Genomic DNA, 26,043 nt, shown 5'->3' with positions numbered 1-26,043 from the left:
CGTCTTATTGATTAACTCCATTTGTTTTTGATTAGGGAAGATACGAAACTTAAACGCCTTTTTAACTAACATGATTTTACCTCGCTTTACAGGAACGCACGTTCTGATTTTGCCATGACAGTGAGTGTTTTGGCTATCGCCAACCTCCATTCATCTGCCCCTTATCGCTGAGCTAAAGCTCATCACGCACTTGAAGAGGGAGTCTTCTGTCGGATAAAGATAAAAAGTAAATACTCTTGGCCGCCTGCTATGTGTATACCAGATTATGTTTTCCCCTTCATGAAAGTGAAGGGGCTGTTTGTGTTTTTGGTTAATCGCAATAACATGACTAAAAGCAGGGATACAGGCATAGATTGTACAAAAAAACTGTGGAGGTTTTATGAGACGTTTTTTAGCCGGAATTGATTCAACAGTTATGACAATGGCAGGCCTCAGGTTTCTATCAGCATCAATTGAGCTTTCTGCAGCCATCCTGATGCTGGTTTTAAATGATGTGAAAAAAGCAGTCACCGTAAATTCTCTTTTAGCAATCGTAGGTCCGCTTATATTTATCATTACCATGACAATTGGAATCTATCAGATCGCTGATCAGCTCTCTTATACCAAGTTTATATTTATCGGGCTAGGCGTGTTCTTCATTTTGTTCGGCATTTATAAATAATTGCCGGTCTAAAGTGGCCAAGCCCGCATAAATTGTAAAGAAATCTATTAAAAACGGGGGCAGAAATGGTGGAAAAGATTCTTAAAATTCTTCCCGGAACAATAGCAGAAGAACTTCTCCGTCTCCCTGCATCTCAGGCAGAAAAAATCGAGGAAATCAGAATCAGGCTGACTCGGAAAATTGAAATAATTTGTGAGGGAGACCCTATATATTTGCCCTATCAAGCTACGGCTGAAGATGGCAACGTTCTGCTGAATGAGATCAGCCAGTATTCCATATATGCGCTGGAGGAGGAACTCAAGCGGGGATATATTACAGTTGAAGGAGGCCACAGGGTCGGACTGTCTGGAAGAGTCGTAACTGAAAATGGATCTGTCAAAGGGATTAGAAATATCAGCTCGTTCAATATTCGGATTGCCAGACAAAAACTTGGAGCTGCAGAGCAGCTGATTCCATATGTCTTTACCCATTCTTGGCTGAACACCCTGATTATTGGGCCGCCGCAAACAGGAAAAACTACGTTGTTAAGAGATTTTGCGAGAGTGATTAGTACAGGCCATATGTTTATCCCTTCAAAAAAGGTTGGGATTGTCGATGAGCGTTCTGAAATTGGAGGTTCTGTTAAAGGAGTTCCTCAGCACGAGCTTGGAGAAAGAGTGGACATTCTGGATGCCTGTCCAAAAGCAGAAGGAATGATGATGATGATCAGGTCGATGAGCCCGGAGGTCCTAATAGCAGATGAAATTGGCAGAGAAGAAGATACGGAAGCCATTATGGAAGCCATTCATGCGGGTGTCAAACTATTTGTCACGGTTCATGGATTTGCGCTCGCTGATGTTGCGAAAAGGCCCTCAATGAAAAAGCTGATAGGAAGCGGTGTGTTTCAAAGGTATATCGAACTTTCAAGAACAAAGGGGCCGGGGACTGTCGTAAGGGTTCTGAATTCCAAAGGTGAGGCAGTGCAGGCGGAAAGAAGGGCAGTGACATGATTAAAATTTTGGGAGCATGCCTTGTGCTCATCTCGACAACCTGGAGCGGCTTCGAAGCGGCAAAGTCTTTTAGTGACCGTACAAAACAGCTGCGTCAGCTGAAAGTTGCCTTAAAATCCCTGGAAGCGGAAATGATGTTCGGCCACACCCCTTTGAAAGAGGCAGCAGAGGGAATCGCAAAGCAAATTCCCGGTCCTTTGTCAAAGCTGTTTCTGCGTTTTTCAGAAGTGCTTGGACAGGGCAGAACAAGTGTGAAGGCCGCCTGGGAAACAGCGTTGAACGAGACCTGGAAGCTGACTGCCTTAAAACAGGGAGAGCATGAGGTGCTATCGCACTTTGGAGAAACACTGGGTCAGCATGATCTTTACTCTCAGCAGAAGCATATACAGCTGGCCCTGGCTCATCTGGAAAAAGAAGAAGCGGAAGCAGTGGATAGGCAGACCCGATATGAAAAAATGCTGAAAAGCCTCGGGTTTCTAGCCGGAATGCTGCTTATTATTTTATTTATGTGAGATCAAGCAGGGGGCGTTTGCAATGGGAGTGGATATTAATATCATTTTTCAAATTGCCGGTATCGGAATTGTGGTCGCATTTCTTCATACCATATTGGATCAGATGGGAAAGAAGGAATATGCCCAATGGGTTACACTGCTGGGCTTTATCTACATTTTGTTTATGGTTGCTTCCATTGTGGATGAACTGTTCAAAAAAATTAAAGCAGTCTTTCTTTTTCAAGGATAGGAGGGCTTAACAATTGAAATTCTGCAAATTGTCGGACTGGGTTTAATTGCTACTTTTCTGGCATTGATTGTAAAAGAGCAAAAACCAACATATGCCTTCTTGCTCGTCGTATTCACAGGCTGTGCCATTTTTCTGTTTCTTGTCGATCAGGTGTATATCATTATCAGAATGATTGAAAAGATTGCAGTGAATGCAAACATAAACCTGATTTATGTTGAGACCATTTTAAAAATCATCGGTATCGCCTATATTGCGGAATTTGGTGCTCAAATTACGAAGGATGCCGGTCAGGGCGCGATTGCGTCCAAAATTGAGCTGGGTGGAAAAGTCTTAATCCTGGCAATGGCTATACCAATACTAACGGTCATCATTGAAACCATAATTGATCTTATTCCAACCTGAGAAAAGGGGACAAGCGTTTATGAAAAATTGGATGCTGCCATTTTTATGCCTGCTGTTCCTTCTCTCTCCGAATGGTGCAGAAGCCTCTGTCCAGGAAACCTCTCTTCAACAGGAGTTTATCGATCAGCAGGTTGAAAAGCTTGGAGCAGATGAGGTGATGCAGTATTGGGAGGATGTCATGGATGAGTACGGGGGATATCTTCCTGAGAGTCAAAAAGGCACGCTGCTTGAGTTTCTCAAAGGAGAGAAGGAGTTTTCATTTCAAATATGGGGGAAAGCTTTTTTGCATTTTGCCTTTCATGAGTGTATTGCAAACGGTAAATTGCTTGGAACACTTATTCTGCTGACCGTATTCAGCATGCTGCTTCAGCTTTTGCAAAATGCTTTTGAACAAAGCACAGTCAGCAAAGTAGCTTATGCAATTGTTTACATGGTCCTGATTATCATTGCCCTCAACAGTTTTTATGTCGCCATACAGTATACGAATGAGGCCATTCATACTATGACCGGCTTTATCCTCGCCCTCATTCCCCTGCTTCTTGCTTTGATGGCATCTTCAGGAGGTTTGATCTCTGCTGCCTTCTTTCACCCTGTGATAATTTTCCTCATGAATACAAGCGGCCTGCTCATTCAGAATGTCGTTCTGCCTCTGCTTTTTTTGTCGGCGCTCCTGAGCATTGTCAGTACTCTTACAGATCAGTACAAGGTGACACAGCTTGCACAGCTCCTGAGAAACATCAGCATTGGGCTGCTGGGAACCTTTCTGACTATTTTTCTTGGTGTGATGTCTGTGCAGGGTGCTTCAGCAGCCATCTCAGATGGAATTACGATCCGAACAGCAAAATTTATTACAGGCAACTTTATCCCTGTTCTCGGGCGGATGTTTACAGATGCAACTGATACAGTGATTGGCGCTTCTTTGCTTCTTAAAAATACAGTGGGCATATTTGGAGTTGCAGTTTTGCTCTCCATAGCGGCCTTTCCAGCCATAAAGGTACTCTCGCTCGCTTTTATCTATAAGTTTGCAGCTGCCATTCTTCAGCCAGTTGGAGGGGGTCCGGTCATTTCCTGCCTGGACATTATCAGCAAAAGTGTGATTTATATTTTTGCAGCTCTAGCAATTGTGTCACTCATGTTCTTTTTGTCTCTGACAGTGATTATTGCCGCGGGCAATCTGACAATGATGGTGAGGTAGGGGGGATTATAATGGCTTTTATATCCGGGTGGGTCTCCAATATCATTCTATTTATCTTTCTTTCTATCATTATAGAACTGCTTCTGCCAAGCTCGGCTATGAAAAAATATGTCAAAGTAGTTTTGGGCCTGCTGCTGATTGTAATGATTCTTCAGCCCGTCTTTTCATTTTTCTCGAAAGACATTGGAGAATCTCTCGGGGAATGGCAGGAAGCGAACGGGACTGGTAATGATTATATAAAAAAATCCATAGATTTGAAAAAAAGAGAAATACAAGCTTCTCATACAGCATATATTTTAGAACAAATGGCTGTCCAACTAAAAAGTATGGCTGAGGAGGAGCTGGTGAATTCATATGGGCTAGAAATTGCAGATATTAAATTGGAAACATCAAAGCAGCTGACAGAATTATCTTCTCAACAGGATATAGAAGGCGTCTATGTGGTGCTGCAGTCTTCTGCAGAGGAAGAATCTGTGGAAGCAGTCAAGCTGGTAAGTATAGATACAGAGAAAAAGGATGCAGAGAAACTAAACGACAGCCAAAAAAACAACAGCAAGATTGTTACCCTGCTTGGACGGTGCTGGCAGCTTGATCCCGGTGTAATTACGATCTCCCATACAGAAGGAGGGGAGGAAGCAAGATGAATGACCTGTTAAATAAACTAAAAATTCTTTTGCAGGGGAAGGGAAGCGGGGATGGCAAGCTGAGCAAATCCCACTATTTTCTTCTTCTCCTGGCAGCAGGAATTTCCTTTATGCTGATCAGTAATCTCCTTACTACAGAACAACATGCAGGACCGTCCATCCCGGCTTCTGAGGAAGCTGTACAGGATGATGCTGAAGTCTTTAAATCATCGAATGAAGCAGAAAAAGGATCTATTAAAGATTATGAAAATCAGTACGAGACGCAGCTCAAGGAAGCGCTGGAAACAATGATAGGCGTGGAGGATGTCACAGTACTTGTTAACGTAGACGCCACTTCCATGAAGGTCATTGAAAAAAATCGTGTATCACAAAGCCAGACCACTGATGAAAGTGATCGCGAAGGCGGAACACGAAAAGTAACAGATCAGCAGATAGATGAGCAGGTAGTGATGTACAAAAACGGAGAACAAGAGACACCTCTCGTCCTTCAAACCAAAAAACCTGACATTCGCGGTGTACTCGTTGTGGCCAAAGGGGCAGACAACGTTCAAATAAAGAAAAATATCATTGATGCAGTTACCAGAGTGCTCGGTGTGCCGAGCCATCAGGTTGCAGTTGCAGCTAAAAAAGGTTGAGGAGGAATTATAAATGATGCTGAAGAAACAAACTGTATGGTTGCTGACCATGCTTAGCCTGGTCGTAGTACTTTCTGTGTATTATATTACATCACCTGAAAACGATACAAATAATGTCGTGATGACAGGTAATGGCGAAAAGTCTGAAGGGCAGTCCATTGATCAAATGACAGAAGAAAGCGAAAAGGGTGAACAAAAACCTGCAGAAGAAAAACAGCCTGCAGGAGAAGAAAAGCCTAAAGACGGCGAACAGCCTAAAGATGACGGGGCTGCTGATAAAGAAGGGGCAGAACAGCCTGGAAAAGATGGCGAGCAGCCGGGCACATCCAAGGATGGCAAGCAGCAAACTGAAGAAGATGCAGTAACAGAAGAGCTTGAAGATGGAACTGTTATCTCAAGCGTTGAGAGCGATGAACTGTTTACCACAATGAGAATGGAACTTGAGGATGCGAGAAGCGAGCGTAAACAAGAGCTTCAGGATACTGTGGCAAACAAGGATGTATCAGCAGTGGAAAAAAGCAGGGCGTATGACGAGCTGAGAGAATTACAGGATATCGCGGCAAAAGAATCTATCCTTGAAACTCTTTTAAAATCCCGGGGGTATGATGATGCGCTAGTGCGCGCTGATGGAAACAAAGTGAAAATCACAGTCAAGAGCAAGGAAGCAACAGCAGCAAAAGCCAACGAAATCATCATGCTGGTAAAAGGTGAAATAGACAAGATGGAAGATGTTGCTGTCACCTTTGAACCTTCTAATAATTAGGAATAAAGCCTGCTGGAGCAGGCTGCAGATTGTCGGCAAAAGGTAGTGGGAAGTCCTTCTCACTGCCTTTTGTCATTTTTTTGTTTAGGAATGGTGGAAGTCTAACCATATTGGTATGCTATCTATATTTTAAAATTGCGGGCCTTTTGCATGTGAATGAGGAAACGGCAGAATACCCAATCGTTTAAGCCAATGTGTTTTTGCATTATAATAGCTGATAGGAAGCAAAAATAATCAGGCAGTATTCCCTAAAAAGAGAAGGTGGCCATACCAATTTTTGAGAAACTGTTGAATGTTTGCCTCTGTCTATCGTAAGATGTAATTATATCACTTGATTTTAGTACTAGATTATAAAATATTAGTATCTTACAATAATTCTGTAAACATTCTTTAAGGGGTGCACTATTCATGCTGAAAATCCAAGAAATCCGTGAACTTATTAAATTGATTGATACATCATCTATTGATGAGTTTACCTACGAACATGAAGGTTCTAAAATTAAAATGAAGAAAAACGCTGTCCTTGAAGGACAAGAGGTTATTCAGTCTGTTCCTTCTGCGCCGGCTGTTCAGCCTGCTCAGCAGCCAGCTCCTGCAGCTGCAGCGCCGGAAGCTGTTGAGGCTCCTAAGGCCGAACAGAAAGAAACAAAAGACTCTCAATCAGCCGGTGCCGGCAGCTTCGTTAAAATTACATCTCCAATGGTGGGAACTTTTTATTCTGCTTCTTCCCCTGATGCCGAAGCTTTTGTCAAAAATGGCTCTAAAGTTTCCAAAGACTCTGTCGTATGCATAGTGGAAGCGATGAAGCTGTTTAATGAAATTGAAGCTGAGGTTAACGGAGAAGTGGTGGAAATACTAGTTGAAAACGGGCAGCTTGTAGAATATGGACAGCCTTTATTCCTAGTAAAGCCTGAATAAGGAGCGGTAATATGATAAAGAAATTGTTAATTGCCAATAGAGGAGAAATTGCAGTACGGATTATCAGGGCATGCAGAGAACTGGAGATAGAAACTGTTGCTGTCTTTTCGGAAGCTGACCGGGAAGCGCTCCATGTTCAGCTTGCTGATGAAGCCTATTGTATCGGTCCGACTGCTTCTAAAGACAGTTATTTAAATATCACTAATATATTGAGCGTAGCAAAGCTGACAGCTTGTGACGCCATTCATCCCGGATATGGATTTTTAGCCGAGAATGCTGATTTTGCCGAGCTTTGCAAAGAGTGCAACATCATTTTTGTCGGGCCAAGCTCTGATGCAATTAATAAAATGGGAACAAAGGATGTTGCCAGAGAAACGATGAGGGCAGCCAATGTTCCGATAGTGCCAGGATCCAAAGGAATCATCAAAGATGAAAAAGATGCAGTTTCTTTAGCAGAAGAAATTGGCTATCCCGTCATTTTGAAAGCAACTGCGGGCGGCGGCGGAAAAGGAATTCGTGTAGCGAAAAATGAGCAGGAGCTGATTAAGGGGCTGCAAATCACCCAGCAGGAAGCTGCTACTGCTTTTGGAAATCCCGGTGTGTATATTGAGAAATATATTGAAGATTTCCGCCATGTGGAGATACAGGTGCTGGCTGATTCTCATGGAAATGTGATTCACTTGGGTGAGAGAGACTGCACAATTCAGCGAAGACTTCAGAAGCTTGTGGAAGAAACACCTTCTCCGGCGCTTTCGGAAGAGGTCAGGGAACAGATGGGCTCAGCGGCCGTTAAAGCAGCACAGGCTGTAAATTACACAGGTGCAGGAACAATTGAGTTCATTTTTGATTATAGGGAACAAAAATTCTATTTCATGGAAATGAATACAAGGATTCAAGTAGAGCATCCTGTAACCGAGATGGTAACCGGCATTGATCTTATCAAAGAACAAATATACGCAGCATCCGGAAAGCAGCTTTCAGTGTCTCAGGAAGAAGTGACTTTCAGCGGCTGGGCAATTGAATGCAGAATAAATGCTGAAAATCCTTATAAAAACTTTATGCCTTCTGCAGGGAGAATTGAAATGTACTTGCCCCCCGGCGGCCTGGGTGTTAGAGTAGATTCAGCGGTATATCCCGGTTATATGATTCCGCCTTATTACGATTCAATGATTGCAAAATTAATTACATATGGAGCAACCAGGGATGAAGCGATCGCAAGAATGAAACGTGCTCTTAATGAATTTGTTATAGAGGGAGTTTCCACAACAATCCCTTTCCATCTGAAACTTCTTTCGCATGATGTATTTACAGGCGGAGAATTCAATACCAAATTTTTGGAATTACATCCATTAATGGACGCTTAATTCAATATTGGAGGTGCCTTAAGTGAAAGAAAATAAAATACTTGAAATGGGCCAGGAAGAAAACGGGCTGGGTAAAGTAGAGATCGCTCCGGAAGTCATTGAAGTGATTGCTGGAATAGCTGCTTCCGAAATTGATGGAGTAGCCCAAATGCGCGGGAATTTTGCAGCTGGTGTAGTTGAACGCCTCGGCAAAAAGAACCACGGCAAAGGTGTGAAAGTTGAGCTATCTGAAGAAGGCATTATTGTAGATATCTACTGTGTGATGATCTTTGGCGTTTCGATCCCGGCAGTGGCACAAAGAATTCAAGACAATATCAGGCAGGCTCTTCTGAATATGACCGCACTAAATATTAATGAAGTAAATGTTCATGTTGTAGGTGTGCAGTTTGAATCAGTAAAAACGCAAGAAACTGAGATTGATCAAGAAATGTAATATTATGAGCAAAAAAGCCTCTTTTGTTAAAGGGGCTTTTTGCTTTTTCTGTGTTAGGAAAGCATATATTCCCTCCAAGATGAACTCAGCAGGAAGCTGACAGTACTCTCGTCAGGCAAAAAGCCTCAAAAGAGATAGTAAACTTGTGATATAGTTATAAGAAGATGAAGCAGTGCGATTCAAGCTACAAATACCAGACAAGTGCGCAGCTGCTCTGTCGGCTGAGCTGCCTGTACAGCCGAGTGCGATCCACTAATGGTGCAGGAAAACAGCGTACACAAAAGATACTCTCGGCAATTTTATTTGAAGTTGCAATTTTACTATTCAATCCGCAGGCAATACTATATAATATTGAAATCACTTAAGAGGGCAGGATCCGGCTTCAGATGGTTATCCCGCCTTTTCAAGAAGGCTGTGCTATATAATTATGCTTGATGGAAGGTTTCTTGTTGTCGATCTAAACAAGCTCCAAGGAATATTCAAGTGTATCAGCATCAATTGATTCACCGACGAAAGAGTAATAAGAGGAGCTTTTTCTCATACGTCCAGAGAATCACTTTTTTAAGAAAAATAAGCAGAAACTTTACGGCTATGCTGATGAAACCCCGTTTGTACGATAGTAAACGCTAAGAGACGGAATGTCTCCGGCTATTCCCGGCTTTTTTTACCGCCATATCAAATTAAATGGATATGTGACGTCTATTAACTGAAAAATGGTGCTTAACCAGTTTCCTCAGCAAGTACTAAGTAAAAAACCATTAAACAATAAAAAGCGAATGATTAATAAACGCAGGGTAATAACATTCGGAATTCAAGAGGAAAACAGTATATTTACGGTTTTTTTCCACTTTGTTATATGTTATTATCTGTTTAAGACATTCGAACCACAATTGAAGGAGTTAAAACAATGAAACGCAGAACAGCTAGAGAAGTAGCCTTGCAGGCATTATTTCAAATTGATGTAAGCGGGATTGAGCCATCAGAGGCCATCCAGCATGCATTGGACGGAAAGGAAAACGATCCATTTTTAGAAACGCTTGTAAATGGGACACTGAAGCATCAGGAAGAAATTGATGCTCTTATCAAACCCCATCTGGTAAAGTGGACTCTTGAACGTCTAGCTAATGTTGACCGTGCCGTACTTAGAATGTCTGTCTTTGAAATGAGATTCATGGAAGAAATTCCTGTGTCAGTGTCAATTGATGAAGCGATTGAACTTTCAAAAACGTTCGGTGACGACTCTTCAAGCCGATTTGTCAATGGCGTGCTCTCTAACGTGAAAAATTCTTTATAAAAGCGGAGGAGATTGTATGTTGGCATCTATTATCAATGGTAAAGAAGTGGCACAAAAGGTGCGCGCTGAACTGAGCGAAGAAGTAGAAAAACTTAAACAAGAGAATGTCGTGCCGGGACTGGCTGTGATATTGGTTGGAAATGATCCTGCTTCTCTATCATACATAAAAGGTAAACAAAAGGCATCTGAAGAAACCGGCATACACTTTACACTGAACCATCTTTCGGAATCCGCAACGCAGCAGGAATTATTAGAGAAAATCGACTATTATAACGAGCATGAGTCCTTTCATGGCATCCTGGTTCAGCTACCTCTTCCTAAGCATATTGAAGAAAAAGCTGTAATTGAAAGGATTTCTCCTTTAAAGGACGTTGATGGATTTCATCCGTTAAATACAGGAAAAATGCTGGCGGGTGAGGATACTTACTTATCCTGCACACCTGCAGGCATTATGAAATTGTTGTCATCTCAAGGCATCTCTCCCGAAGGAAAGCATGCGGTCGTTGTCGGGAGAAGCAATATTGTTGGGAAACCGGTCGGCCAGCTGCTTTTGGATCAGCATGCAACCGTCACTTACTGCCATTCACGAACAAAAAATTTATCAGAATATACAAGGCAGGCTGATATTCTTATTGCTGCAGCCGGTAAAGCACACTTGATAAAAGGGATAGATATAAAGCCGGGAGCGGTTGTCATTGATGTTGGAGTCAACCGAATGGACAACGGCAAACTCACAGGCGATGTTGACTTTGAAGAAGCAAAGCAGGTTGCCGGCTATATTACGCCTGTTCCGGGCGGTGTCGGGCCGATGACAATTGCAATGCTGGCCTACAATACTGTAAAAGCAGCCAAACAATTTTTATCAGAGAAAACCTCAAGGTAAAGGCACGGGAGGCATTTTAGTGAGCGATATTAAGCATGTAACGGTTACAGCCCTGACGAAATATATAAAGCGCAAATTTGATGTGGATCCGCATTTGCAGGATATTTGGGTAAAAGGGGAATTGTCCAATCTGAAAATGCACAGCAGGGGACATATGTATTTTACCCTCAAGGATGAAAATGCCAGAATTCAGGGTGTGATGTTTGCAGGCCAAAACCGTTCCCTGAAATTCCGGCCGGAAAACGGAATGAAGGTACTGCTTCGCGGAGAAATTGCCGTATATGAATCCAGCGGAGGATATCAGATTTATGCAAAAGAATTGCAGCCTGATGGAATTGGAAGTTTATATCTTGCATATGAAGAGCTGAAAAAGAAGCTTGAGAAGGAGGGGCTGTTTGATCCTGTGCATAAAAAGCCCATTCCCCGTTATCCTTCCCAAATTGGCGTTATTACCTCTCCAACAGGGGCGGCTGTCCGTGATATTATAACAACTATCAAAAGAAGATATCCAATTGCCAGGGTATTAATCATCCCGGCCCTGGTACAGGGTGTTAATGCCGGGAAATCGGTAGCGGATGCGATTGCTAAAGCGAATGCTGTTAAGGATCTCGATGTGCTGATTGTAGGGCGGGGCGGAGGATCTATTGAGGAACTTTGGGGCTTTAATGAAGAAGCAGTAGCCAGAGAAATCTTTAAGTCGAAAATCCCTGTCATTTCTGCTGTCGGACATGAAACGGATTTTACAATCGCGGATTTTGTGGCTGATTTGAGAGCTCCTACTCCTACGGGCGCTGCTGAGCTTGCAGTTCCCCACTTCAGCGAGCTGGCAGAGCGTATATCAAACAGGACAACCATGTTAACACGGAGAATGAATGAAAAAATGTCTGCAGAGAGGGAAAGGCTTGACCGCCTTCAAAAGTCTTACGCCTTCCGTTTTCCAAGGCAGCTGTATGAACAAAAAGAGCAGCAGCTCGATGCCATGTTGGAGAGACTTCAGAGGGGAAGCCTCCGTGCGCTGGAGAAAAAACAGAATGCCTTCAAGGAAAGCAGCAGCAGGCTGAAAACTGTACATCCTCACATGCAGATTCAGCGTGCAGCTGAACTTCATCAAGCGCTGAATAAGAAATTGCAAAGAGAAATGGTGCTGAAGCTCAAGGGAAAACAGTCGGAGTTTGAAGCAGGCGTCTCCAAGCTGGAGGCTTTGAGCCCTCTAAAGGTGATGGAACGGGGATTCAGCCTTGTTTATAAGAAAGAACAACTCTTAAAAACAAAAGAGAATGTCACTCCCGGCGATCATATCAAAGTCCGGCTGCAGGATGGAATTCTCCACTGTGAAGTGAAGGAAATAGAGGAGCGTGAGAAAAATGGGTGAAAAAGATAAACAGGAAGAATTGTCTTTTGAAGAGGCTATGAGCCAGCTTGATGTAATCGTTGGAAAGCTTGAAGAAGGGGATGTGCCTCTGGAAAAAGCAATCGACTATTTTCAAAAGGGAATGGCCTTGTCCAAGCTCTGCCACGACAAGCTGAGAAAAGTTGAACATAGGATGGAATCCATTCTGAAGGAAGACGGTGAAACAGAACCCTTTATGATGGGAGAGGAAGAATAAGTGCCTGACTTTTTAACATTTCTAGAAACGAGAAAACAGCTCATTGAGGATAAGCTTCCATCTTATATCGAGGAATTGAAAGCTCCTTCTTCGCTGAAGTCTTCTATGAATTATTCCTTGCAGGCAGGAGGCAAGAGACTTCGCCCAGTACTGCTTCTTGCTGTCCTGAATGCGTACGGCAAGGATGAAAGCATTGGTGTAGACGCGGCATGTGCGGTAGAGATGATTCATACTTATTCTCTCATCCATGATGATCTTCCCTGCATGGATGATGATGATTTAAGGAGAGGAAAGCCTACCAACCATAAGGTGTACGGAGAGGCACTTGCCGTATTGGCAGGCGACGGCCTTTTAACGCAGAGCTTTGCACTCCTTGCAGAGTCTGGGAACAGAATCCCTGCTGAAATAAAGGTCAGGCTGATCAGCGAACTTGTCAAAGCTTCAGGAGCTGAAGGAATGGCCGGTGGACAGGTGGCAGATATGGAAGGTGAATCAGCGGCGTTAACCCTGGAACAGCTTCAATACATCCATGAACATAAAACAGCCCGCCTGCTTCAGTTCAGTGCAGTTGCCGGGGGAATACTCTCGGATGCGCCGGAAGCTGATATAAAAAAACTCAGGGAATTTGCTTTTCACATTGGTATAGCCTTTCAAATTAAGGACGACCTGCTGGATATTGAAGGAATTGAAGAGAAAATTGGGAAACCTGTCGGCTCAGACAGCGTGAACGAAAAAACAACATATCCATCTCTGCTGGCAGCGGACGGTGCAAGAGAAAAGCTCAATGAACACATTGAAAAAGCTTTAAATCTTCTGAAGTCCCTGAACATAGACTCTTTCTTATTAAAGGGTTTATGCCGACTGGTTGCAGAAAGAGATCATTAACCATTACAAGGGCATAACATATGCTCTTTTTTTGCGCTTGCACATATATCTGCAGCTGAAAAGTTGATTTTTTGTATACGCTTCCCTGTAAAAGGGCATACTAATAAGTTCTGCACTTTGAGATTACCACATAAATATGCTATAATTAAGTTACATTTTCAGGAGTGGTGCAGTATTCTAGTCAGCCTACCTGTTCCGAGGGCGGGCCTAAAAATCCGCTAAAGGGCACATCGATGAAGTTCCTTGTGTCGGCTTGAGGCGCCCAGCCTTGGGCTGATGCCGGGAGTTAAGGTTTGAGGGCGATCCACAATGGCATGTGGGCGTAGACCCTCTTTCCGCGGAGGCCCTTATTTTATTTGATTTATTTGATATAAAATAAGGGTATAAAACCTGCTATCGAATTTATTTTTCTTACTAAAGGAAAATGGATTAGTGCAGCGTAGCCTGCCTTGAGTGGAGTTTGAGGGGATTTCGGTTCCATACAGCAACAGCCATATGGCCAATGGCGGCGGCTTTATATACCGGATGAAATCAGCTCTGCAAAAGAGGATAGGAATGGGTTAAGGGCTGTTGAGGAAATCTCCTAGACTGTTCAATGTGGCATGATAAGGGATTATAGTACGGACTAAGTGGTAATCCAGTCTAGCATCTGGTGACAATGCTAAGGGAGGTTTAAAGGGAAACCGCCAGAGTGGCAACGCTCGGTACCTGCTTGGGAAAACCTACTGGACCTAAGCCGTAATTTTTACTTTATCCATGACCACTCCGCATACATAATTTGTTAAGTTAGGTGCGAATATAACCTTATGAAAGATTTATTCAGAGATTCTATAAATTGGAGTTTGGGAATTGCCGTTATCACATTTGTGTTAGCGGCTATTTTTTCAGTTGTAGCTACTGCAACGCTGGGCGGCGTTGGCTGGGCGATCGGCATGGGAATTGTATTTATTATTGTACTAATTGGTGTCTTCTTTGATATGCTTGGTATAGCAGCAACAGCAGCAGATGAAGTGCCGTTTCATGCTATGGCATCCAAAAAAGTGGATGGAGCGAAACAGGCTATCGTCATTATTAGAAATGCCGACAGATTTGCGAGTTTCTGTAATGACGTTATTGGAGATATATCAGGGATTATCAGCGGGACAGCCTCAGCTATTGTAGTTGTTCAGTTGTCATTCAGCTTTCAATTTGGGGAAGCTTCCTATCAGCAGCTCGTTATATCTGTGATATTCACAAGTGTGATTGCAGCTATGACAGTGGGCGGCAAGGCCTTTGGCAAGTCAATTGCAATCAGATTTTCAACTGATATAATATATCAGGTCGGTAAGCTGTTTTATTTGCTCGAAAAGCGGTTTAACATAAGCTTATTAAATGATAAAAAGAAAAAGAAACGAAATAACAGTCGAAAGTGAGTGATCCGATTGGATCTTTTATCGATTAAAAATCCGGAATTCTTAAAAAAAATGTCGAATAATGAGCTAGAAAAGCTTAGTGCTGAGATTCGGCAATTTTTAATCGAAAAGCTGTCAGTCACTGGCGGCCATATCGGTCCCAATTTAGGAGTGGTGGAACTGACCATCTCTCTTCATAAGATTTTCAACAGCCCTGATGATAAGTTTATATGGGATGTCGGGCATCAATCGTATGTCCACAAAATCCTTACCGGGCGTGCTTGTGAATTTGATACTTTGCGTCAGCATAAAGGGTTATGCGGGTTTCCAAAAAGAAATGAAAGCGAACACGATGTATGGGAAACAGGGCACAGCTCAACATCTCTCTCTGCAGGCATGGGAATGGCAATTGCAAGAGACCTGAAAAAGACTAAAGACTTTGTTATACCTATTATTGGAGATGGTGCGTTAACAGGCGGAATGGCTCTGGAGGCACTAAATCATATAGGCCACGAAAAAAAAGATATGATTGTCATCTTAAACGACAATGAAATGTCCATCGCACCGAATGTAGGCGCTTTGCACAACGTCCTTGGCCGTCTGAGAACGGCAGGTAAATATCACTGGGTAAAAGATGAGCTTGAACTTCTGCTTAAAAAGATTCCTGCTGTAGGCGGTGCGCTCGCGAGTACTGCTGAGCGCGTAAAAGACAGCTTAAAATATCTTTTGGTTACAGGTGTTTTCTTTGAAGAACTAGGCTTTACATATCTGGGTCCGGTAGACGGACATAATTTTGAAGATCTTCAGGAAAATCTCCGCTATGCCAAGAAAACAAAAGGACCTGTGCTTCTCCATGTCATTACGAAAAAGGGCAAAGGCTATCAGCCTGCAGAAACTGATACTGTCGGAACATGGCATGGGACAGGCCCTTATAAAATGGAAACCGGCGATTTTGTGAAGTCTTCAACCAAAGGCCCTTCTTGGAGCGGCCTGGTCAGTGAAACTGTCAGAAAGCTCGCGAAAACGGATGAACGAATTGTTGCGATCACACCGGCAATGCCTGTAGGATCAAAACTGGAAGGGTTTGCATCGGAATTTCCTGACCGGATGTATGATGTTGGTATTGCCGAACAGCATGCGGCTACTATGGCAGCAGGGCTCGCAACTCAAAATATGAAGCCGTTTTTGGCGATTTACTCGACTTTCCTTCAAAGAGCTTATGATCAGGTTGTTCATGATATCTGCAGGCAGAATTTAAATGTGTTTATCGGTGTTGACAGAGCCGGCCTGGTTGGAGCAGATGGAGAAACGCATCAGGGTGTCTTTGACATTGCGTTTTTAAGGCATATACCAAACATGGTATTGATGATGCCTAAGGATGAAAATGAAGGGCAGCATATGGTGAAAACAGCCATTGATTATGACTTGGGGCCAATTGCTATGAGGTTTGCCAGAGGAAACGGCCTCGGGGTTGAAATGGATAAGAATTTAAAAGCAATTCCAATAGGATCCTGGGAAGTGTTAAGAGAAGGAAGCGATGCAGTCATTCTTACTTTTGGCACGACAATCGGGATGGCTATGGAAGCTGCCGAAAAACTTGCTGAGCAGGAAATATTCGTCCGGGTTGTGAATGCAAGGTTCATCAAGCCGCTTGACAATGAAATGATGCATAGTATATTATCCGAAAAACTTCCGATTCTAACGATAGAGGAAGCGGTTTTGCAGGGCGGTTTTGGCAGTGCTGTACTGGAATTTGCCCAGGAGCACAAATATTATGGCGCAGTGATTGACCGAATGGGCATACCGGATGAATTTATAGAGCATGGAAGCGTAGCGAAACTGCTTGAGGAGATTCATTTAACCGCGGATTCTGCTGTTCAAAGAATTATCAGCATGACACCCATCACAGAAAAAAGGATTTAACTAATATGGCCTCTAATAAAGAAAGAATAGATGTACTGCTGGTTGAGCGCGGCCTGTTTGAAACGAGGGAAAAAGCAAAAAGGGCGATTATGGCTGGTATTGTTTACTCGGAAGAAGACAGGCTGGATAAACCAGGTGAAAAGGTTGCACGAGATATCAACCTGAATGTTAAAGGCAAAGTCCTTCCTTATGTAAGCCGGGGAGGGCTGAAGCTTGAAAAAGCTCTCAAGGAGTTTAAAGTTGATATTCAGGACAAAATTCTTTTGGACATTGGTTCCTCCACAGGCGGTTTCACAGATTGCGCCCTGCAAAATGGTGCCAAAAGATCTTATGCTGTAGACGTAGGTTATAATCAGCTTGCATGGAAGCTTAGGCAGGATGAGCGGGTAACAGTCATGGAGAGAACAAATTTCAGATACGCTTCTCCTGCTGACTTTCAGCAAGGAATGCCGGAGTTTGCAACAATTGATGTTTCTTTTATTTCCTTAAAGCTTATCCTGCCGGCGCTCAAAAATATCCTGATTCCCGGGGGGGATGTTATCGCCCTTGTAAAACCGCAGTTTGAAGCCGGAAAAAATCAGGTTGGGAAAAAAGGGATTGTAAGGGAAAAATCTGTTCATATTTCAGTTCTGCAAAACATTGTTTCTTTTGCTTCTGAAGCAGGATATGACTGTGTAGACCTATCCTTTTCACCAATAACAGGAGGAGACGGAAATATTGAATTTCTTCTTCACCTGTTGTCAAAGAGTGAAGGAACAACCGGCGGAGTGCATTTGCCCGCATCGATTCCTGAAGTAGTGGATGCAGCACATGCAGAACTGAAAGAAAAAAATAAAGAAGAAACAGGGGAATGAAAGCAGCAGCTTTCTTTCCTTTTTTTATGTATGAATCATGTTGAAATGAACGGGTAAACAATAAGGTATAAGAAAATTTGGAGAAGAACATGATAACAACTGTTTTTCTTATGATCACAAAAACAGCTTAAACAAAACATGTACTTTTTTGGATGAATCATATAACATAAAGGGTATAAACATGCAATAGAGTTTTTTTGCAAATTACAAGGGGTGCTGCATGAATAAAGGGCAGAGACATATAAAGATTAGAGAAATTATTACCAGCAATGAAATTGAGACTCAAGACGAGCTGGTAGATATTCTGAAAAGCGACGGCTTTAATGTTACTCAGGCAACAGTATCTCGAGATATAAAAGAACTTCATCTTGTAAAGGTTCCAATGATGGATGGAAGGTACAAATACAGTCTGCCTGCCGATCAGCGATTTAATCCGCTGGCCAAGCTGAAGCGATCCCTGATGGACGCGTTTGTGAAAATTGATTCAGCAGGCCATATGCTTGTGATGAAAACACTTCCCGGCAATGCAAACGCGATAGGAGCATTGATTGATAACCTTGACTGGGATGAAATACTGGGCACTATCTGCGGAGATGATACCATCCTTATCATTTGCCGGACGCCAGAGGAAACGGCGAAAGTTTCTGTGAAATTTCTGGAAATGCTTTAAAAAAGTAGTAGAGGTGTGATTCTGATTGTTAGCGGAACTTTCCATTAAAAACTTTGCAATCATCGAGTCCCTGTCTGTTTCATTAGAAAAAGGAATGACCGTGCTGACCGGTGAGACAGGAGCAGGTAAATCCATTATGATAGACGCCATACACCTGCTTGCAGGAGGAAGAGGCTCCTCCGAGTTTGTCAGATATGGAGAAAAACGCGCTGAACTGGAAGGTTTGTTCCTCCTCGAAGAAGACGGCCACCCGTGTTTTAAGAAATGTGAAGAACTGGGGATTGAAGCCGGGGATGGAATGGTCGTATTAAGAAGGGATATATCCAGTTCGGGTAAAAGCATCTGCCGGGTAAATGGCAAATTGGTAACTCTGGCTATACTTAGGGAGATCGGCCGGCTTCTTGTTGACATACACGGCCAGCATGATAACCAGGAGCTGATGAATGAAGAAAATCATCTGGAGCTTCTTGATCAGTATGGAGCGGCCGAGGTATTTTCTGCACTTCAAAATTATCAGGAAATTTATAAGCAATATACTCAATTGAATAAAAAACTAAAGCAAATTTCTGAAAATGAACAGGAGATGGCTCACCGGCTTGATCTAATTTCCTTTCAGCTGCAGGAAATAGAAAAAGCAGAATTACAGCTGCGCGAGGATACAGAGCTCGAAGAAGAAAGACGGCAGATAGCCAATTTCGAAAAGATATATGACTCCCTTCAAAATGCTTATAATGCACTGCATGGTGAACAAAAAGCGCTCGACTGGATTGGGCTTGGAATGAGCTCCCTTGAAGATGTTGCAGGCATAAATGAAAAACTGAAAGAAATGTCAGAAACGATGTCCAACCATTACTATATGCTTGAAGAATTGTCATACAGCCTTCGAAACGAGCTTGATTCCCTTGAGTTTGATCCTAACCGCCTGGATATTATTGAAAGCAGGCTGAATGAAATCTCACAGCTGAAAAGAAAATACGGCCACAATGTCGAAGCCATTCTGGAATACGCAGCAGCCATTGAAGAGGAAATTGACAGTATTCAAAACAGGGACAGCCATATTGCCAACTTAAAAAAAGAGCTGGACTCGGTTGAAGCGGATTTGTTAGTAGAAGGACAGCATCTGACATCTGTGAGGAAAAAGGCTGCAGCTTCACTGAAGAATGAAATAGAACGGGAATTAAAGGAATTGTACATGGAAAAAACGAAATTTGAAGTTCACTTTGAAGATAAAAGTAAACAGAGCGGTGAGGTAAAAGCCTCCTTTTTTAAACAGGACGGAATGGATTCACCAGAGTTTTACTTGTCTACAAATCCGGGAGAGCCGCTGAAGCCTTTGTCAAAAACTGCTTCAGGCGGTGAGCTTTCCAGAATCATGCTTGCGATGAAGAGTATTTTTTCTGAACATCAAGGTGTGACATCCATTATATTCGATGAGGTGGACACCGGTGTGAGCGGAAGAGTTGCACAGTCAATTGCCGAAAAAATTTACAGGGTTGCCGTTGGATCACAAGTATTGTGCATCACCCATCTCCCTCAAGTTGCAGCTATGGCGGATACACATCTGTATATCTCAAAAGAGGAACATAACGGCCGGACAACCACCAGCGTAAAAGCACTAAAAAAAGATCAGCAAATCCGGGAAATCGGCCGGATGATCGCAGGAGTAGAAGTAACGGATTTAACCCGAAAGCACGCAAAGGAACTTTTGCTGCTGGCTTCTGCTGCCAAAAACTGATTATAAGCTGCCTAAGGGCAGTTTTTTTACTGTCTTCTTAGTTTCCAGTTATAAAACCTGCAGCTGTAGGCAAAATTAAAGGATGTAGCCATCGAAGAAGGAATGGTGTGTGGGTTAGGAGCGAGGAGAGTGAAAAAGTGAATGTAGAAAATATTAGAAAAATAACAGGTGTAATTCTCCTTGTATTTCTAACAAGCTTAGGTTTTGTTCATCCTTTTAAAGAATACCTGGCAATACCGAAAAATGTAACGGTATTTGAAAACCAGGAAAGTACCATGGTAAATGCTTCGGCAGTTGCAGCTTCACCAGACGCCAGCCAAGCCTTCTCACTGCAGCAGTCAGGAGATCAGCTCGTACTGGCAGGAAAAAACAGCGGAGAAGCACAACTTGTTTTTGATATAGCAGGCATACCCGTTAAAAAGACTCAGGTAAAAGTTCTCTCGGACTTTAAAGTAATTCCGGGCGGACAGTCAATAGGTGTCAAGCTGAATTCTCTCGGAGTGCTCGTTGTCGGACATCATGAGGTAACAACGGCTAAAGGCAAACAATCTCCAGGCGAGATTGCCGGGGTACAGGTTGGGGATATTATCACCAACATCAATGGAACCAAAATTGAAAAAATGAATGATGTCACTCCTTTTATTCAGGAAGCAGGAAAAACAGGTGAACCCTTGAATTTAGTTATTTCAAGAGACAATAAAGAAATTCAAGCGAAACTGGTCCCCCTTAAAGATGTGAATGATGATGCCTTCAGAATCGGCTTGTATATCAGAGACTCAGCTGCAGGTATTGGAACGATGACATTCATAGATCCTCAATCAAAGAAATATGGAGCTCTGGGACATGTCATATCCGATATGGATACAAAAAAGCCTATTGTTGTCCAGGACGGACAAATTGTCCGCTCAACAGTAACCTCTATTGAAAAAGGAAGCAATGGAAATCCGGGTGAAAAGCTGGCCCGCTTCTCAGAAGATAGAAAAATAATCGGAAATATTACGAAAAACAGTCCGTTTGGTATATTCGGCAAGCTGGATGAGGGCATTGAGAATGGAATTATGGATAAAGCTCTTCCAATTGCCTTGTCGCATGAAGTAAAAGAAGGGCCTGCGAAAATACTGACGGTCGTGAACGATGACAAAGTAGAGGAATTTGATGTAGAAATTATCAGTGCTGTTCCTCAAAAGTTTCCTGCCACCAAAGGAATGGTCATTAAAATAACGGATAAAGAACTCATCGGAAAAACTGGCGGTATTGTACAGGGCATGAGCGGAAGCCCCATCATACAGGATGGAAAACTTGTAGGTGCCGTGACACATGTTTTTGTCAATGACCCTGCAAGCGGATATGGTGTCCATATTGAATGGATGCTGAGTGAAGCGGGTATTGATATATATGAAAAAGCTCCTAAAAAAGAAGCAAGCTGACTGCAGAAGAAGATTCTGCAGTTTTTCTTTTGCTGGTAAATACGGTCTAATTTTTCCTTTATTTCAGTGGATATCTCATGTAGAATAGGTCATAAAGATGTGATTCGACAAAACTGGTCTCATTTGGAAAAATTGACAAAGAAGTCGAAAAACGGAGTAATTTGAAGAAAAACAAAGATAATTATATTTTTAGAGTTTTTTTCTAATTTTAAAAGGTATTTGAACCGAATTGTCGAAAATTTCATAAAGAACAAAGCATGTTGAGATAGCATGACACTGAGGAGGACATTTGCGTGGAAAAAATTAAAGTTTGTATAGTAGATGATAATAGGGAATTGGTATCTCTTCTTGATGAGTATATTTCAAGTCAGGAGGATATGGAAGTTCTTGGAGTGGCTTATAACGGCCAGGACTGCCTGAACTTGCTGAATGATAAAAGCCCTGATGTATTGATTCTTGATATCATCATGCCTCATTTAGACGGACTGGGCGTTCTTGAAAAGATGCGTATGCAGGATAAAGAGAAACAGCCCAATGTCATTATGCTGACTGCATTTGGTCAAGAGGATGTCACGAAAAAAGCTGTGGACCTTGGTGCTTCATATTTCATCCTAAAGCCATTTGACATGGAAAACCTTGCAAGTCATGTCCGCCAGATTAGTGGAAACAGCCAGCCAATCCTAAAACGTTCTACAAGCTCTGTCCTCAGGTCTCAAAGTGAGAAAAAGGGGCTTAACCTGGATGCGAGCATTACAAGCATTATCCATGAAATTGGTGTTCCTGCTCATATTAAAGGCTATCTTTATCTAAGAGAAGCTATCTCGATGGTATATAATGATATTGAACTTCTCGGGTCTATCACAAAGGTATTGTATCCTGATATCGCGAAAAAATATAATACAACAGCCAGCCGTGTAGAAAGGGCAATTCGTCATGCGATTGAAGTTGCCTGGAGCCGCGGAAATATTGAATCCATTTCATCGCTGTTCGGCTATACCGTCAGCATGTCAAAAGCAAAACCTACTAACTCCGAGTTTATCGCCATGGTGGCCGATAAGCTTCGCCTGGAGCATAAAGCTTCTTGAAAGGGTTAGAATGAGTAAACGAAAGAGGCCGGAAGCATTTTCCGGCCTTTGAATTTTTTATCATTTCTTTTCAACTGTTTTTCTGATCTTGTTCCTTTTCTGCCTCTGCCAGCTTTGCAAGCAAAATATGCTGAGGCATATGCATGAGCTCATGAAGTGGTATACCCAGTTTTTTTGAAAGCAATTCAGCTGTCTCAGCTGAAATTTGTAAAGGTCTCATTATTTATCTCCTATCTATAAGGCGGTGTTGAAATTGACTCAGATTTTTGGACATAGAGGGGCTGCAGGTACGTGCCCTGAAAATACAATGGTTTCTTTTAAAGCTGCTTTTGAAGCGGGTGCAGATGGCATTGAGCTGGATGTACAAATGTCGAGTGACGGCCAAATTGTCGTTATTCATGATGAGAAGCTGGACAGAACAACAAACCTTAAGGGTTTTGTAAAAGACTTTTCATACAGGGAACTCAGTAAGGCTGATGCCAGCTACAAGTTTGCTGATTATGCAGGTCATGCGCCTATCCCTCTGCTGGAAGAAGTACTGCAATGGGCTGCCTCGATCCCTCATTTTCTTGTCAACATAGAGCTGAAGAACGGAATTATTGATTATGAGGGTATTGAAGAAAAAGTGATTAAGATCATCCGTAATTTTCAAATGGAGAAAGCAGCAATACTTTCTTCATTCAATCATTACAGTCTTGCAAAATGCAGAGAATTGTCAGAAGAGATTGAGCTGGGCGTGCTGTATTCTGAAGGACTGTATAAGCCGTGGGAATATGCAGCTAAGCTCAAAGCCGGGGCTCTGCACCCGCATGTTTATGCTGTTAACAGGGATATTATTGTTAGTGCTCAGGCAAGAGGGATTTCTGTCAGGCCCTTTACTGTTAACAATGAAGCAATTATGAAGGAACTTTACGAGCAAAATTGTTCCGGCTTTTTTACAGATTATCCGGAAAAAGCGAGAGTACTCATCCCTGCTACTTAGATGGCAGGGATTTTTTTTTCTGAAATTTGGCCTGAACTTTATTTCTTTTTTTATCCCTGTAAAAAACAAAGCCTGCTACAAAACTAAGTCCGCCCGCGAACAATATTAGACCAATTAAAAATTGGAGCCACAAAAAGGGAATAGGCGGCTGCAATATGCCGAAAAGCATATCTCTCATTAATTTAATCCCGTAAGCTGCCAGTACCCCTGGTATAACCATGATCAGTAATGCTGTGATTCTAGACATTTCATAGCCCCTTATTCTTGATATAAATTATTTTCTTCTCCAAAAAAGGATTTGTCAAGGTATGAAAACATGATATGATAGTTATGTGCAATAAATTGCATATACATTATTTACCTGTGCAATTGTATTCAATAAAGGGGTTTTGATGATGCAGCGGGTTATGTTAGTGGGAGCAGGAATCGGGGGAACTGCTTTGCTTCGAATGATCTATGAAACGCAGAAGATGGAAGTGATTGCGGTTGTAGACATTAATGAAAACGCTCCCGGTATTACATATGCAAGAAATCTGGGGATTTTAACCAGTAAAGATTGGAAGCCGTTAATGTCAGATCAGATAGACATCGTGATTGAGGCAACTGGCAGCGAGGATGTCCTGCAGTCTCTGTTAACATTAAGAAGCAGCAAAACTGTCATTATTCCGGGTGCAGTAGCTCATATTATTACAGACTTGATAGAGGAAAAACAGTCGCTCATCACCCGGCTGAGAGAAGAAACTTATAAGCACGATACGATCTTTAACAGTACGAACGACGGCATGATATTTATAGATACAGAAGAAACAATACTTTTATTTAATAAAACTGCAGAACAAATTACCGGTAAAAGCAAAAATGAGGTCTTGGGCCGCAAAATTCAGGAAATTGTTCCTTCAAGCAAACTCCCCTCCATCCTTGAGACGCGGGAGGCTGAATACAATCAGGAGCAGATACTTGAAAATGGATTGAAAATTATCTCCACAAGAATGCCGATTATTGATGATACCGGCCATCTGCTCGGTGCTCTTTCTCTCTTTAAAGACATCACAGAGGTTGTTCAGCTGGCGGAGGAAATTACCAACCTTAAAGAAATACAAACAATGCTGCAGGCGATTATCCAATCTTCAGATGAGGCCATTTCTGTAGTGGATGAAGAGGGCAGGGGTCTGCTGATCAATCCAGCGTATACAAGGATGACAGGGCTGACGGAAGATCAGGTAATCGGAAAGCCTGCTGATATTGACATTTCTGAAGGGGACAGCATGCATGTTAGAGTCCTTCAAACAAGAAGGCCTGTCAGGGGAGCGAGAATGAAGGTTGGGCCTCATAAAAGAGAGGTACTCGTGAATGTCGCTCCAATAATTGTTGACAGCATCCTGAAGGGCAGTGTAGGTGTCATTCATGATGTTTCTGAAATTCAGACCTTGACTGCGGAGTTAAACAGAGCGCGGCAAATCATCCGGACGCTGGAAGCGAAATATTCATTTGCTGATATTATCGGAGGCAGTGAAGAGATGCAGGTTGCTGTGGAACAGGCCAAGCTTGGTGCGAAAACTCCTGCGACCGTCCTTTTAAGGGGAGAGTCAGGAACGGGAAAAGAATTATTTGCACATGCTATACACAATGGCAGCGACCGAAAATATAACAAATTTATAAGAGTCAACTGTGCGGCTATTTCTGAAAACCTCCTGGAAAGCGAGTTGTTTGGCTATGAAGAAGGTGCATTTTCAGGAGCGAAAAGAGGCGGGAAAAGAGGCTTCTTTGAAGAAGCAAACAATGGAAGCATTTTCCTGGATGAGATTGGCGAACTCTCAGCAAGCATGCAGGCAAAACTGTTAAGGGTGCTTCAGGAAAAAGAAATTGTCAGAGTTGGAGGAACCAAACCTCTGCCCATTAATGTCAGGGTGATTGCGGCAACCAACGTGAATATTGAAAAGGCGATGGCCCTCGGTTCCTTTCGGGAAGATTTGTATTACAGGCTGAACCGCTATCCAATTTCCATTCCTCCCCTTAGAAATAGAAAAGGTGATATTCCCTCTCTGTGCTCTCACCTCATTCGGAAGCTGAACCAGGATTACGGCAGGAATATTTCGGGTGTGGAGCAAAAGGCGATGGAAACATTCATGAAATATGAATGGCCGGGAAATGTGCGCGAACTGGAGAATGTTCTGGGAAGGGCCATTATCTTCATGAATCTTAGTGAAACTTTCATAGGGGCTGAACATCTGCCGCCGTTAACGGAAAGCAGAAGCAAACTGCATAAAGCACAAGCTGAAGCAGATATTTGGCCAGAGGGAGCTGCTCTGGCAGACCTGATGGAAGAGCAGGAAGCCAAAATCATCAGGGCAGCCTTGGAAAACAACGGTTACAACAGAACTAACACAGCTAAGGCGTTAGGAATTTCCCTAAGAAGCCTGTATTATAAAATGGAAAAATATAATATCGCAAAATAATGCACGCAAAAATTTGCACAATACGCAATATATTGCATGGTTGTTATTTTTTAAAAGCAGATGATAAAGCGTTTTCTTCAAAAACTAAAGTTGGCACAGTTCTTGC

General features: G+C 42.6%; 29 protein-coding genes. 26 read left to right on the top strand and 3 right to left on the bottom strand.

Going from position 1 to position 26,043, the window contains the following annotated elements:
* Nucleotides 1-72 (bottom strand): helix-turn-helix domain-containing protein (locus tag GJU40_RS13740; protein ID WP_154306416.1); only part of this gene is annotated, 72 nt, incomplete at its 3' end.
* Nucleotides 73-379: 307 nt separating this feature from the next.
* On the opposite strand from GJU40_RS13740, the gene GJU40_RS13735 reads away from it, so the two are divergent.
* The 24 genes from GJU40_RS13735 (at nucleotide 380) to spo0A (ending at nucleotide 22,499) form a co-directional block, all read left to right on the top strand.
* Entirely contained in the window at nucleotides 380-661 is a 282-nt protein-coding gene (locus tag GJU40_RS13735; RefSeq protein ID WP_154308572.1) for a YqhV family protein, read from the top strand.
* Between the two features lie 68 nt (nucleotides 662-729).
* On the top strand, nucleotides 730-1,650 hold the full coding sequence (gene spoIIIAA, locus GJU40_RS13730; protein ID WP_343031558.1) for a stage III sporulation protein AA: 921 nt from the start codon (nucleotides 730-732) through the stop codon (nucleotides 1,648-1,650).
* Nucleotides 1,647-2,162: a stage III sporulation protein SpoIIIAB gene (spoIIIAB, locus tag GJU40_RS13725; RefSeq protein ID WP_154308569.1), complete on the top strand. Its 516-nt coding sequence runs from the start codon at nucleotides 1,647-1,649 to the stop codon at nucleotides 2,160-2,162. The genes spoIIIAA and spoIIIAB overlap by 4 nt, the downstream gene beginning before the upstream one ends.
* 22 nt (nucleotides 2,163-2,184) lie before the next feature.
* Nucleotides 2,185-2,391: a stage III sporulation protein AC gene (gene spoIIIAC, locus GJU40_RS13720; protein WP_154308567.1), complete on the top strand. Its 207-nt coding sequence runs from the start codon at nucleotides 2,185-2,187 to the stop codon at nucleotides 2,389-2,391.
* A gap of 12 nt (nucleotides 2,392-2,403) precedes the next feature.
* Nucleotides 2,404-2,793 (top strand): stage III sporulation protein AD, encoded by a 390-nt coding sequence (gene spoIIIAD / locus GJU40_RS13715; RefSeq protein ID WP_343031557.1) that lies wholly within the window; start codon nucleotides 2,404-2,406, stop codon nucleotides 2,791-2,793.
* Nucleotides 2,794-2,812: 19 nt separating this feature from the next.
* Complete coding sequence (gene spoIIIAE / locus GJU40_RS13710; RefSeq protein ID WP_154308563.1) at nucleotides 2,813-3,988, top strand: stage III sporulation protein AE; 1,176 nt, start codon at nucleotides 2,813-2,815, stop codon at nucleotides 3,986-3,988.
* An 11-nt stretch (nucleotides 3,989-3,999) separates the two neighbouring features.
* Entirely contained in the window at nucleotides 4,000-4,632 is a 633-nt protein-coding gene (spoIIIAF, locus tag GJU40_RS13705) for a stage III sporulation protein AF (RefSeq protein WP_154308561.1), read from the top strand.
* Complete coding sequence (gene spoIIIAG, locus GJU40_RS13700) at nucleotides 4,629-5,267, top strand: stage III sporulation protein AG (RefSeq protein WP_154308559.1); 639 nt, start codon at nucleotides 4,629-4,631, stop codon at nucleotides 5,265-5,267. The genes spoIIIAF and spoIIIAG overlap by 4 nt, the downstream gene beginning before the upstream one ends.
* A 13-nt stretch (nucleotides 5,268-5,280) precedes the next feature.
* Entirely contained in the window at nucleotides 5,281-6,030 is a 750-nt protein-coding gene (locus tag GJU40_RS13695; protein ID WP_154308557.1) for a SpoIIIAH-like family protein, read from the top strand.
* Nucleotides 6,031-6,438: 408 nt separating this feature from the next.
* The gene (accB, locus tag GJU40_RS13690; protein ID WP_154308555.1) at nucleotides 6,439-6,948 is read left to right on the top strand and encodes an acetyl-CoA carboxylase biotin carboxyl carrier protein; all 510 of its coding nucleotides are present in this window, start codon (nucleotides 6,439-6,441) and stop codon (nucleotides 6,946-6,948) included.
* An 11-nt stretch (nucleotides 6,949-6,959) separates the two neighbouring features.
* Nucleotides 6,960-8,312, top strand: a complete 1,353-nt coding sequence (accC, locus tag GJU40_RS13685; protein ID WP_154308553.1) for an acetyl-CoA carboxylase biotin carboxylase subunit — start codon at nucleotides 6,960-6,962, stop codon at nucleotides 8,310-8,312.
* A gap of 46 nt (nucleotides 8,313-8,358) precedes the next feature.
* A complete protein-coding gene (locus GJU40_RS13680; protein ID WP_154308588.1) occupies nucleotides 8,359-8,745 on the top strand; it encodes an Asp23/Gls24 family envelope stress response protein in 387 nt (128 codons plus the stop codon).
* Nucleotides 8,746-9,652: 907 nt separating this feature from the next.
* Nucleotides 9,653-10,039, top strand: a complete 387-nt coding sequence (gene nusB / locus GJU40_RS13670) for a transcription antitermination factor NusB (RefSeq protein ID WP_154308548.1) — start codon at nucleotides 9,653-9,655, stop codon at nucleotides 10,037-10,039.
* Between the two features lie 16 nt (nucleotides 10,040-10,055).
* Nucleotides 10,056-10,922 (top strand): bifunctional methylenetetrahydrofolate dehydrogenase/methenyltetrahydrofolate cyclohydrolase FolD, encoded by an 867-nt coding sequence (folD, locus tag GJU40_RS13665; RefSeq protein ID WP_154308546.1) that lies wholly within the window; start codon nucleotides 10,056-10,058, stop codon nucleotides 10,920-10,922.
* A 19-nt stretch (nucleotides 10,923-10,941) separates the two neighbouring features.
* Nucleotides 10,942-12,294: an exodeoxyribonuclease VII large subunit gene (gene xseA, locus GJU40_RS13660; protein WP_343031554.1), complete on the top strand. Its 1,353-nt coding sequence runs from the start codon at nucleotides 10,942-10,944 to the stop codon at nucleotides 12,292-12,294.
* Nucleotides 12,287-12,529 carry an exodeoxyribonuclease VII small subunit gene (locus tag GJU40_RS13655; RefSeq protein ID WP_154308544.1) on the top strand — a complete coding sequence of 81 codons (243 nt, stop codon included), beginning with the start codon at nucleotides 12,287-12,289 and terminating at the stop codon, nucleotides 12,527-12,529. The genes xseA and GJU40_RS13655 overlap by 8 nt, the downstream gene beginning before the upstream one ends.
* Nucleotides 12,530-13,414 (top strand): polyprenyl synthetase family protein, encoded by an 885-nt coding sequence (locus GJU40_RS13650; protein ID WP_343031553.1) that lies wholly within the window; start codon nucleotides 12,530-12,532, stop codon nucleotides 13,412-13,414. It abuts the gene before it with no gap.
* Between the two features lie 806 nt (nucleotides 13,415-14,220).
* Nucleotides 14,221-14,826: a hypothetical protein gene (locus GJU40_RS13645; RefSeq protein ID WP_154308542.1), complete on the top strand. Its 606-nt coding sequence runs from the start codon at nucleotides 14,221-14,223 to the stop codon at nucleotides 14,824-14,826.
* A 9-nt stretch (nucleotides 14,827-14,835) separates the two neighbouring features.
* Nucleotides 14,836-16,728, top strand: a complete 1,893-nt coding sequence (gene dxs / locus GJU40_RS13640) for a 1-deoxy-D-xylulose-5-phosphate synthase (protein WP_154308582.1) — start codon at nucleotides 14,836-14,838, stop codon at nucleotides 16,726-16,728.
* 5 nt (nucleotides 16,729-16,733) lie between these two features.
* Nucleotides 16,734-17,582, top strand: a complete 849-nt coding sequence (locus GJU40_RS13635) for a TlyA family RNA methyltransferase (protein WP_154308540.1) — start codon at nucleotides 16,734-16,736, stop codon at nucleotides 17,580-17,582.
* A gap of 220 nt (nucleotides 17,583-17,802) precedes the next feature.
* Nucleotides 17,803-18,252, top strand: coding sequence for a transcriptional regulator AhrC/ArgR (gene ahrC, locus GJU40_RS13630; protein WP_154308538.1), 450 nt, complete (start codon nucleotides 17,803-17,805; stop codon nucleotides 18,250-18,252).
* Nucleotides 18,253-18,277: 25 nt separating this feature from the next.
* A complete protein-coding gene (gene recN, locus GJU40_RS13625) occupies nucleotides 18,278-19,987 on the top strand; it encodes a DNA repair protein RecN (RefSeq protein ID WP_154308537.1) in 1,710 nt (569 codons plus the stop codon).
* Nucleotides 19,988-20,124: 137 nt separating this feature from the next.
* The gene (gene spoIVB, locus GJU40_RS13620; RefSeq protein WP_343031552.1) at nucleotides 20,125-21,414 is read left to right on the top strand and encodes a SpoIVB peptidase; all 1,290 of its coding nucleotides are present in this window, start codon (nucleotides 20,125-20,127) and stop codon (nucleotides 21,412-21,414) included.
* 293 nt (nucleotides 21,415-21,707) lie between these two features.
* A complete protein-coding gene (gene spo0A / locus GJU40_RS13615) occupies nucleotides 21,708-22,499 on the top strand; it encodes a sporulation transcription factor Spo0A (RefSeq protein WP_343031551.1) in 792 nt (263 codons plus the stop codon).
* A 70-nt stretch (nucleotides 22,500-22,569) separates the two neighbouring features.
* Here spo0A and GJU40_RS13610 read toward each other — a convergent pair whose 3' ends face one another.
* A complete protein-coding gene (locus tag GJU40_RS13610; protein WP_154308535.1) occupies nucleotides 22,570-22,719 on the bottom strand; it encodes a YycC family protein in 150 nt (49 codons plus the stop codon).
* A 33-nt stretch (nucleotides 22,720-22,752) separates the two neighbouring features.
* On the opposite strand from GJU40_RS13610, the gene GJU40_RS13605 reads away from it, so the two are divergent.
* A complete protein-coding gene (locus GJU40_RS13605) occupies nucleotides 22,753-23,481 on the top strand; it encodes a glycerophosphodiester phosphodiesterase (protein ID WP_154308532.1) in 729 nt (242 codons plus the stop codon).
* On the opposite strand, the gene GJU40_RS13600 is transcribed toward GJU40_RS13605, so the two are convergent.
* Nucleotides 23,474-23,728: a DUF2627 domain-containing protein gene (locus GJU40_RS13600; RefSeq protein WP_154308530.1), complete on the bottom strand. Its 255-nt coding sequence runs from the start codon at nucleotides 23,726-23,728 to the stop codon at nucleotides 23,474-23,476. The two genes, GJU40_RS13605 and GJU40_RS13600, sit on opposite strands and share 8 nt — an antisense overlap.
* Before the next feature lie 148 nt (nucleotides 23,729-23,876).
* On the opposite strand from GJU40_RS13600, the gene GJU40_RS13595 reads away from it, so the two are divergent.
* Complete coding sequence (locus tag GJU40_RS13595) at nucleotides 23,877-25,937, top strand: sigma 54-interacting transcriptional regulator (RefSeq protein ID WP_154308578.1); 2,061 nt, start codon at nucleotides 23,877-23,879, stop codon at nucleotides 25,935-25,937.
* The last annotated feature ends 106 nt before the right edge of the window (nucleotides 25,938-26,043 follow it).

Origin of the sequence: Metabacillus lacus (genome assembly GCF_009674805.1) — a bacterium.
GTDB classification, from domain to species: Bacteria; Bacillota; Bacilli; order Bacillales; family Bacillaceae; genus Metabacillus_C; species Metabacillus_C lacus.
Note: the sequence above shows the minus strand (reverse complement) of the source record. Positions and strands in the feature narration are given on the sequence as shown.

What these genes read in the sequence shown, in the direction of transcription:
- GJU40_RS13635 (WP_154308540.1), top strand. Translation starts at nt 16,734, where the DNA reads ATGGCCTCTAATAAAGAAAGAATAGATGTACTGCTGGTTGAGCGCGGC.
- spoIIIAF (WP_154308561.1), top strand. Translation starts at nt 4,000, where the DNA reads ATGGCTTTTATATCCGGGTGGGTCTCCAATATCATTCTATTTATCTTT.
- spoIIIAB (WP_154308569.1), top strand. Translation starts at nt 1,647, where the DNA reads ATGATTAAAATTTTGGGAGCATGCCTTGTGCTCATCTCGACAACCTGG.
- spoIIIAE (WP_154308563.1), top strand. Translation starts at nt 2,813, where the DNA reads ATGAAAAATTGGATGCTGCCATTTTTATGCCTGCTGTTCCTTCTCTCT.
- folD (WP_154308546.1), top strand. Translation starts at nt 10,056, where the DNA reads ATGTTGGCATCTATTATCAATGGTAAAGAAGTGGCACAAAAGGTGCGC.
- GJU40_RS13595 (WP_154308578.1), top strand. Translation starts at nt 23,877, where the DNA reads ATGCAGCGGGTTATGTTAGTGGGAGCAGGAATCGGGGGAACTGCTTTG.
- GJU40_RS13735 (WP_154308572.1), top strand. Translation starts at nt 380, where the DNA reads ATGAGACGTTTTTTAGCCGGAATTGATTCAACAGTTATGACAATGGCA.
- GJU40_RS13695 (WP_154308557.1), top strand. Translation starts at nt 5,281, where the DNA reads ATGATGCTGAAGAAACAAACTGTATGGTTGCTGACCATGCTTAGCCTG.
- accB (WP_154308555.1), top strand. Translation starts at nt 6,439, where the DNA reads ATGCTGAAAATCCAAGAAATCCGTGAACTTATTAAATTGATTGATACA.
- ahrC (WP_154308538.1), top strand. Translation starts at nt 17,803, where the DNA reads ATGAATAAAGGGCAGAGACATATAAAGATTAGAGAAATTATTACCAGC.
- GJU40_RS13600 (WP_154308530.1), bottom strand. Translation starts at nt 23,728, where the DNA reads ATGTCTAGAATCACAGCATTACTGATCATGGTTATACCAGGGGTACTG.
- nusB (WP_154308548.1), top strand. Translation starts at nt 9,653, where the DNA reads ATGAAACGCAGAACAGCTAGAGAAGTAGCCTTGCAGGCATTATTTCAA.
- spoIIIAC (WP_154308567.1), top strand. Translation starts at nt 2,185, where the DNA reads ATGGGAGTGGATATTAATATCATTTTTCAAATTGCCGGTATCGGAATT.
- GJU40_RS13610 (WP_154308535.1), bottom strand. Translation starts at nt 22,719, where the DNA reads ATGAGACCTTTACAAATTTCAGCTGAGACAGCTGAATTGCTTTCAAAA.
- spoIIIAG (WP_154308559.1), top strand. Translation starts at nt 4,629, where the DNA reads ATGAATGACCTGTTAAATAAACTAAAAATTCTTTTGCAGGGGAAGGGA.
- accC (WP_154308553.1), top strand. Translation starts at nt 6,960, where the DNA reads ATGATAAAGAAATTGTTAATTGCCAATAGAGGAGAAATTGCAGTACGG.
- GJU40_RS13655 (WP_154308544.1), top strand. Translation starts at nt 12,287, where the DNA reads ATGGGTGAAAAAGATAAACAGGAAGAATTGTCTTTTGAAGAGGCTATG.
- GJU40_RS13680 (WP_154308588.1), top strand. Translation starts at nt 8,359, where the DNA reads ATGGGCCAGGAAGAAAACGGGCTGGGTAAAGTAGAGATCGCTCCGGAA.
- GJU40_RS13645 (WP_154308542.1), top strand. Translation starts at nt 14,221, where the DNA reads ATGAAAGATTTATTCAGAGATTCTATAAATTGGAGTTTGGGAATTGCC.